The 6,526-nt window shown below is 58.2% G+C and carries 4 protein-coding genes; all 4 read right to left on the minus strand.

The window, feature by feature from the left end; genetic code table 11:
• Nucleotides 1–720: 720 nt before the first annotated feature.
• The 4 genes from QZ302_RS08035 to QZ302_RS08050 all read right to left on the minus strand — a co-directional run bounded on the left by QZ302_RS08035 (nucleotide 721) and on the right by QZ302_RS08050 (nucleotide 5,905).
• A complete protein-coding gene (locus tag QZ302_RS08035) occupies nucleotides 721–1,941 on the minus strand; it encodes an ABC transporter permease (RefSeq protein WP_294594299.1) in 1,221 nt (406 codons plus the stop codon).
• 4 nt (nucleotides 1,942–1,945) lie between these two features.
• A complete protein-coding gene (locus QZ302_RS08040; protein WP_294594300.1) occupies nucleotides 1,946–3,118 on the minus strand; it encodes an ABC transporter permease in 1,173 nt (390 codons plus the stop codon).
• Nucleotides 3,119–3,453: 335 nt separating this feature from the next.
• The gene (locus QZ302_RS08045) at nucleotides 3,454–4,434 is read right to left on the minus strand and encodes an efflux RND transporter periplasmic adaptor subunit (RefSeq protein WP_294594301.1); all 981 of its coding nucleotides are present in this window, start codon (nucleotides 4,432–4,434) and stop codon (nucleotides 3,454–3,456) included.
• Nucleotides 4,435–4,468: 34 nt separating this feature from the next.
• Nucleotides 4,469–5,905 carry a TolC family protein gene (locus tag QZ302_RS08050; protein ID WP_294594302.1) on the minus strand — a complete coding sequence of 479 codons (1,437 nt, stop codon included), beginning with the start codon at nucleotides 5,903–5,905 and terminating at the stop codon, nucleotides 4,469–4,471.
• Between the last annotated feature and the right edge of the window lie 621 nt (nucleotides 5,906–6,526).

The raw sequence follows: 6,526 nt of genomic DNA on the forward strand, positions 1-6,526 counted from the left end.
GAGCTGTTTGCGACCCTTTGGATCGCGCAGTCCGCCGCCCCGGCAGGCGGAGGGCTGCAACTCGTCGGTGCTCGTTGCTGCTCACTGCTGGCGGCGAACTACTATAGGCCGAGAGCGAATAGCGCGATTCAGAGAATCGCCGTCCTCGGCGAGAGCGATGCATTAGCGGCGCGTGGGGGGCGCGCCGAGGACGAATGGGCTGTGCTTTTGCGGTTCGTAGAACCGCCGGGCCTGCGCGCTGGGCCTTTGGCCCATCCGGGGAGCGCGCGGCCCGAACTCGAAAGAATTGGGCATTGCCAAACGAGTCGGACGCCCGGGCGGAACGCAACGAACGTAGTGAGTTTGCGAGCCTCCCGAGGGGGAGGGTCCGGCCCGCGCGGTTCTACGAACCGCAAGATTCAACTCAAAATAGGGTAGAGTCACCTAATTAGGGTAGCTCCAGCCCCTTGCCCCCGCGGGCCCGCGGCGTTTATTCCGAGAGACAACGCAACTGAAGACCGTAACCGCGGTAATCAGCGTAACTGGTATAGAGGTACGTCGCGCCAAAACTCAAGAACACCCCATTGATGCTGCTCGTGGCGGAAGACCAACCGAATCCACTATCGCCGACACTCTTCTGCCTCCCGTCAGCTCTTTCGCGACAGCCCGGGGCGGAGATCAGACAAATAAAAAATGCCGGCGGAAAAGCCGGCAAAAACAAAAGTCAGTGAGAAAGGGGCGTTATTCCGTCTTTTCCTGCTGCTGTTCCACCACCGCCGGCAGCTCCGTCTCCGAGAACGACGCCGGCACCTCCAGCATAGGCAATCGCCTCATTCGTCTCCCGATCGCCAAGAGCGCCGTCAGGCCGTAAATCCCCGTCAGCACCCACAGCGTGATGAACTCCGGCCCCACATCCGCCAGCGTCGCCCCCATCGTCCTGATCCGCACCACCGCATTCATCCCGTTGCTCGACGGCATCATCCGACCCAAAGCATACATCCACTGCGGCATCCCCACCGTAGACCACGTGATGCCGCTCACTGCCAGAAACATCACCGACGTCACCACGATCACCAGCATCGAGCTCTCGCGCCGTTTGAAGAACGTCCCGATCGTCAGCCCCAGGAAGATGATCGACAGCAGGTAAGGGACGAAAACCGCCAGTACCGACCAGTGGCTCCCCTTCATCGGATAGTCGAAGAATTTATACTGGAAACCGAACATATAGAGCATCAACGGCACGTAAAGAATCAGATAGGCCAGCGTCTTCCCCAATACCAACCGCCCGGATCCATAACCCCTGAACCGGTGCCACATCCGCCGTTCGTACCACGTTCCGCAAACCAAGCCGATCCCCACCAGCAGCAACTGTTGAGAAATCAGCACCAGCACCCCCGGCATAATCGCCGTCCCGTATCCTCCCCCCGGATTGTAGAGCACATTCACCCGGTAATCCACCGGCCTTGCCATCCACTCCGCCTCCTTTTTATTCAGTCCCGTAGCCATCAAAGTCCCCATCTGCACCTCCGCCCCCGCCGTAATCACCACGTTGCTCACCGCATTCAGGAAGTCGCTGTACAAAAGGAAGTAACCCCCGTCCGCATAGAAGCTGACATAGCTCTGTTCGCCCGCCAGAATCCGCTTTTGGAACCCGTTCGGAATATAGAGCACCCCGTAGACCTTCCGATGAAAGAAGAGCGACTTCGCCTCCTCCAAGCTCTCCGCCTCGTACCGCACCGCCGCTTGAGGCGTGGCGTCGAGCATCCGCGTCAGCTCCCTGCTGCGTGCCGTGTGATCCAGATCGACCACCGCTACCGGAAACTTCCGCACCACCTGAGGCGCATACACCAACGGGTAGATCGTTCCGTAGATCAGCATAGCCCCCAACAGGATCAGCATCGCGCCTCCGTCTTTGAAGATCGAGACGAGTTCGGCTTTCGTTATTTCCCAGAATTTTTTCATGGCATCAATCTTTCCCGTAGTATTTCGGGTTCAACGCGATGTGTTTGAGTCTCGGCATCAACAGCGCCATGGCGACGACGAATGCCCCCATAGCCGCCAGGTCGCCCAGCGACCGCGCCGGCGGAGCTCCCCGGAGGCTCTGTTCGATAAAGAGGTCGATAAAGAAGGTGTAGGGAAAGAGTTTCGACAGAGCGACAATTGCCGGATACATCCCCAGCGCGGGAAAGGTAAGCCCGCAGAACGAGAGCGAAGCTGTAGCGAACCCGCCGGCGATCGACATCGAGAAGCGTGTGTTCGCCGTCAAGGCGACCAGCATGACCGAGATGGCCATGTAGGCCAGAATAACGAACAGGTTCCCCAATACCAGAATCACCGCGGCATGCCCGTGGAAAGGCATCCCGAGAAACCGGTAGAGCAGTGTGTTCATCAGCACCGAGATGAGGCAGAACATCAGCAGATAAGGCGCCAATTTAGCCGCCAGCGCGCGTGTCGCACTCCCCCCGGCCGTCTCGATCCACTCGGGTGCCGTCCCTTCCTTGAGCTCGATCCCCACCACATAGACTGTCACGATCGCGACTGTCACGATCAAGGCGAGGAACATCACTCCCGGCAGCAGGTAGTAGGCATAGCTCCCGTAAGGATTGAACAGAACGTGTTTTTCGAACGGAATAGGGTAGGCCATGGCATATCCTTTCCGTTGCGGAATCCCGCGGGCTCCCAACAGCTGGGTCTCGACGCCGATATTGAAGGCTTGCAGCACGGTGGTGATGTCGCGCCGCAGCATCCCGGAGTTCAGAATCTGGGCTCCGCTGATTTCGGCGGTCACTTGCGCGCCTCCGTGCCCGGCGTAGATGTCGGCTTGCAGGCCTTTCGGAATCACGAGTACGGCACTCACGAGCCCTTGTACCATCGCGTGCCGACCCTGTTCGATGCTCTTGACGTGCAGGGTCACGGCTGCCGCCGGGGTGGCGTCTACCATCCGGATCAGCTGCCGCGACAGCTCGGTCTTGTCGCCGTCATACACGGCGACGGGAAGGTCGTCGATCACGCCTTTCGCAAAAAGCAGGCTGTAGAGTACGCTCATCACGGCGGGCAACACGATGACGGCGGTCACGAGTACTTTGCTGTGCCCGAAACGCCTGATCTCGCGTAGTATGCTCTTCCTGAATGGTCCCATGCGGGTCATTGTATTTAACAGTTCGATTATCTGTCTTTGCCCTGTATGGTACTGTTCTCTTTGTGAACAAAGAGAACCAGAAAAACTTTCAAGGATGCTTCGCATCCTAAAGCTGCCGGCGGCCCGGTTTTCGGACTCTTCTTTGGGTCGGGAGCAAACGGCGCGCTAATGCGAGCTAAACCCCATGCGCGCCGTTGCCCCAACCCAAAAGCAGTCACAGAGAATGAGGACTGCGGAGCCTAAGGCATAGCGTAGCTATCATGAAAGTTCTTTGGGTACCTTTCTTGAAAGAAAGGTACGGTTCCCTGCGGGTAGACACGGATCAAACGAATGGTTTATAAGCTATTATAATCCACCGTGACCGACATTCCCGGTCTGAGATTAGCGATCGGCGTTATCGGTCGGGCATGGATTTCGAACGTTTTGACATCGAACTCGCCGCTTGTGCGCGTTGCCGCCCACGTGGCATACGACGCCTCCGCCGCGATGTAAGTCACCTTCATTTCATAGGTTTTGTCCAGCGCCGGGAAATAGGCATCGAACTTCGTTCCGAGCTTGATTTTGGGCAAGAGCGTCTCCTTGATGTTGAATACCGCCCACGAATCCTTCAGGTCGACCACCGTCACCACCGGATAGCCCGTCCCCACCAGTTCGCCGTTTTCCGAGATCACACTCGACACCTCTCCGTCCACCGGCGCGAACTGGCGCGTCTCCGTCACGAACGACTCCACCTCGCTCACCGCTCCGCCCGCCTGTGCCACCAGCGCCTTGGCCGCTGCCTTCTCTTCCCACTGAGCCCCCTCTTTGGCCATGCTGTACCCCGCTTCTGCCGCCGTCGCCGTCGTCTTCATCGCCCGCAAGTTCGCCTCCGCCTCGTCTAATTTCTGAGCCGGCACCACCCCCTGATCGTACAGGTTTTTCACCCGATCGTATGTTTTCTGAGCCAGATCCAGCCCGGCCAACGCCTTCTGCCACATTTCGTAAGCCTGTTGGATCTGCTGTTTCCGAGCCCCGGCATCCACCTTGTCCTGAAGAGCCGTCGCAGCATCCTTCGCCGCCTCCGCCTGAGTCAGTTTGGCGAAGACCTCCGGCGAACTGATGCCGTACAGGAATTGGCCTTTCCGCACCGCATCGCCCCGTTTGACCGTCAGGCTGTCCACCCGGCCCGGTACTTTGGACGACACTTTGTAGCTCGTCGCCTCGACCGTCCCCTGCATGATGTACGGAGCGGGTTTGAGCACAAACCACCCGATGAATGCCACCACCGTGATCGTCGCGATGATGATGAGCGCAATGGTATATACTTTCGATTTCATAGTCCTAAGGGATTGAGAGTGATGATCGTAAAGGTTAGTCGTTGTCGATCGTCCGGAAGTCGGGTTGATACATGTAGCTTCCGAGCGCTTCGGTTTCGCCGGCCAGCGCCAGCAGCTGGGCCAGCGTCACGTCGAACGTGTAAGCCGCCGCGAGCCGTTCCACCTTGGCTTTGGCGAGGTTCATCCGCGCGTCCACCACGTCCGAAGAGGGGGCGATCCCCTCGCTGAAAGCGCGTTGTTTGGCGTCGAGGTACGATTCCGCGAAAGCCACCGTCGCCTGCAAGGCATTCACCTCCGCCGCCGAGCTTTTGAGTTGGTTATAGAGTTTTTCGGTCAGGGTCATCAGGTCGTTCTCCGCCTGCACCTGCATGGCTTCGACCTGTCGCACCTGCCGTTTCGCCGAAGCGTGTTTGTATTCGCTCCCCAAGCCGTCGAAGATGCGCAATTTCACGCCGGCTCCCACCATCCACCTCGGTGCCAGCTGAGTCAGTTGCCAGTCCCACGCATTGACCGCCCCCATCGCCGCCACCTCGGGCAGGAAAGAGGCCCGTGCGGCCCGCACCCCCTCTTCGGCCAGCCGGCGGGTCAGCTCGACCTGTTTGAGAATCGGGCTGTTCTGTCTGACGCGTTCCAGATAATGGTCGAGCGGTCGCAGGCTGTCGACGATGAACAATGCCGTAATCGGCAGGTAGTTTCCCTCGCGATTGAGCGAAGCGCCGAGCGCGCGGTTGATGGTTCCGATCTGAAGACCGGCAGCGGTCTGTTCCCCCTCCGCCTTAGCGAGGAACATTTCGGCGTAGAGTTTTTCGGTCGATGCAATCATCCCGTTGGCTTCCAGCTTGATAGCGTCATCCAAGTGTTTCCGCATCCCTTCCGTGACCTCTTCGCGGACTTTCAGTATGTGATGCGCCAGCGAGAGGCCGTAATACCGTTCGACGACTTGTGCGAACAGGTCGGTCTGTGCCTTCGCCGCCTCCTGGTCGCTCTTTTCGACGCCGATCTTAGCAGCATTCACCGCTGCGTTGATCTTGCCGCCCATATATATAGGTACGGCTGCCGTAGCCCCTACGGTAGCGAACTGTTTCTTCTGGAGCGTAAGGCTCAGGTCGAGTCCCTGTACCGCCTGAATGACTTCGCCCGGGATCGGAAAGGGGAGCGGCAGCTGTCCGATAGCCTGCAAAGCGGCCTCTTTCTCCTTGTTCAGGTCGAAAGCCTTGATGTCCTTGGACATATAGGTGTAGGCGGCTCCGATTCCGAGTTGCGGCATCCGGAGTCCCCATACGGATTTCCGGTTCAGCACGGCGGCTTCCTGTGCCTGTCGCTGTGCCTCCAGGACCGGGCTCTGCCGATAGCTGAGTTCGATGGCCTCCTGCAACGTGAGCGCCTGTTGCGTGGTCTCCTGCGCGGCCGCGGTGCCGAAACAGATCCCTGCTGCGAGCGTAGCGCCGAGTGTTCGTAGTGTGTGGTTCATCTGTTATTGGATGTGTTGTTCCTGAAACACGTTGATCTTACAATCGTTGTTGTGGCGATTATCCGCCGGATTTTCCTTATCAATTTTTATGCCTTTTTGTCGACCGGCCTGCGGCGACGGAGCAACGGATAATACGGGGCTAATATATTAAAAATCGAGCGATTTTTCATCTCTTTTTCTTCTTTTGGCATGGTAATTGTGCTTTTTTGGGTCGAAATCGTTCTTTCTTAAGGCGCGGACGGAGGGTTGGATCAAGGCTGTCGCGTTGGTTAAGGCCGCCGGCAGCTTTAGGATGCGTCAGCATCCGTCTAAAGTTTCTTTGGTTCTTTCTGTTCACAGAAAGAACAGTTCCAGCCGGGGCAATGCCCAGCTCGCGCGCCGCCGCCTAAAGAGGGAAATTGTCAAAACTCGCTTGCGTGTTTTGACAAGATTTCCCCGGCGCGCACCAAGAACTGGGCTGAGCTGATTAAGCGATACGCAGTATCGCTCTGTCCCGCCGGGGCGCCCATCGGGCTTTTGCTAGGGTTCTCTTTGCCTTATTAACCGGACGCCGCTCGCGCAAGGCAGTTTTAGACGGGACAAAGCTCGACCGCGCGCCCCGCCTAAAGAAGCAATTCAATC

Source organism: uncultured Rikenella sp., assembly GCF_910579375.1.
Taxonomy (GTDB): Bacteria; Bacteroidota; Bacteroidia; order Bacteroidales; family Rikenellaceae; genus Rikenella.

What these genes read in the sequence shown, in the direction of transcription:
- QZ302_RS08050 (WP_294594302.1), bottom strand. Translation starts at nt 5,905, where the DNA reads ATGAACCACACACTACGAACACTCGGCGCTACGCTCGCAGCAGGGATC.
- QZ302_RS08035 (WP_294594299.1), bottom strand. Translation starts at nt 1,941, where the DNA reads ATGAAAAAATTCTGGGAAATAACGAAAGCCGAACTCGTCTCGATCTTC.
- QZ302_RS08040 (WP_294594300.1), bottom strand. Translation starts at nt 3,118, where the DNA reads ATGGGACCATTCAGGAAGAGCATACTACGCGAGATCAGGCGTTTCGGG.
- QZ302_RS08045 (WP_294594301.1), bottom strand. Translation starts at nt 4,434, where the DNA reads ATGAAATCGAAAGTATATACCATTGCGCTCATCATCATCGCGACGATC.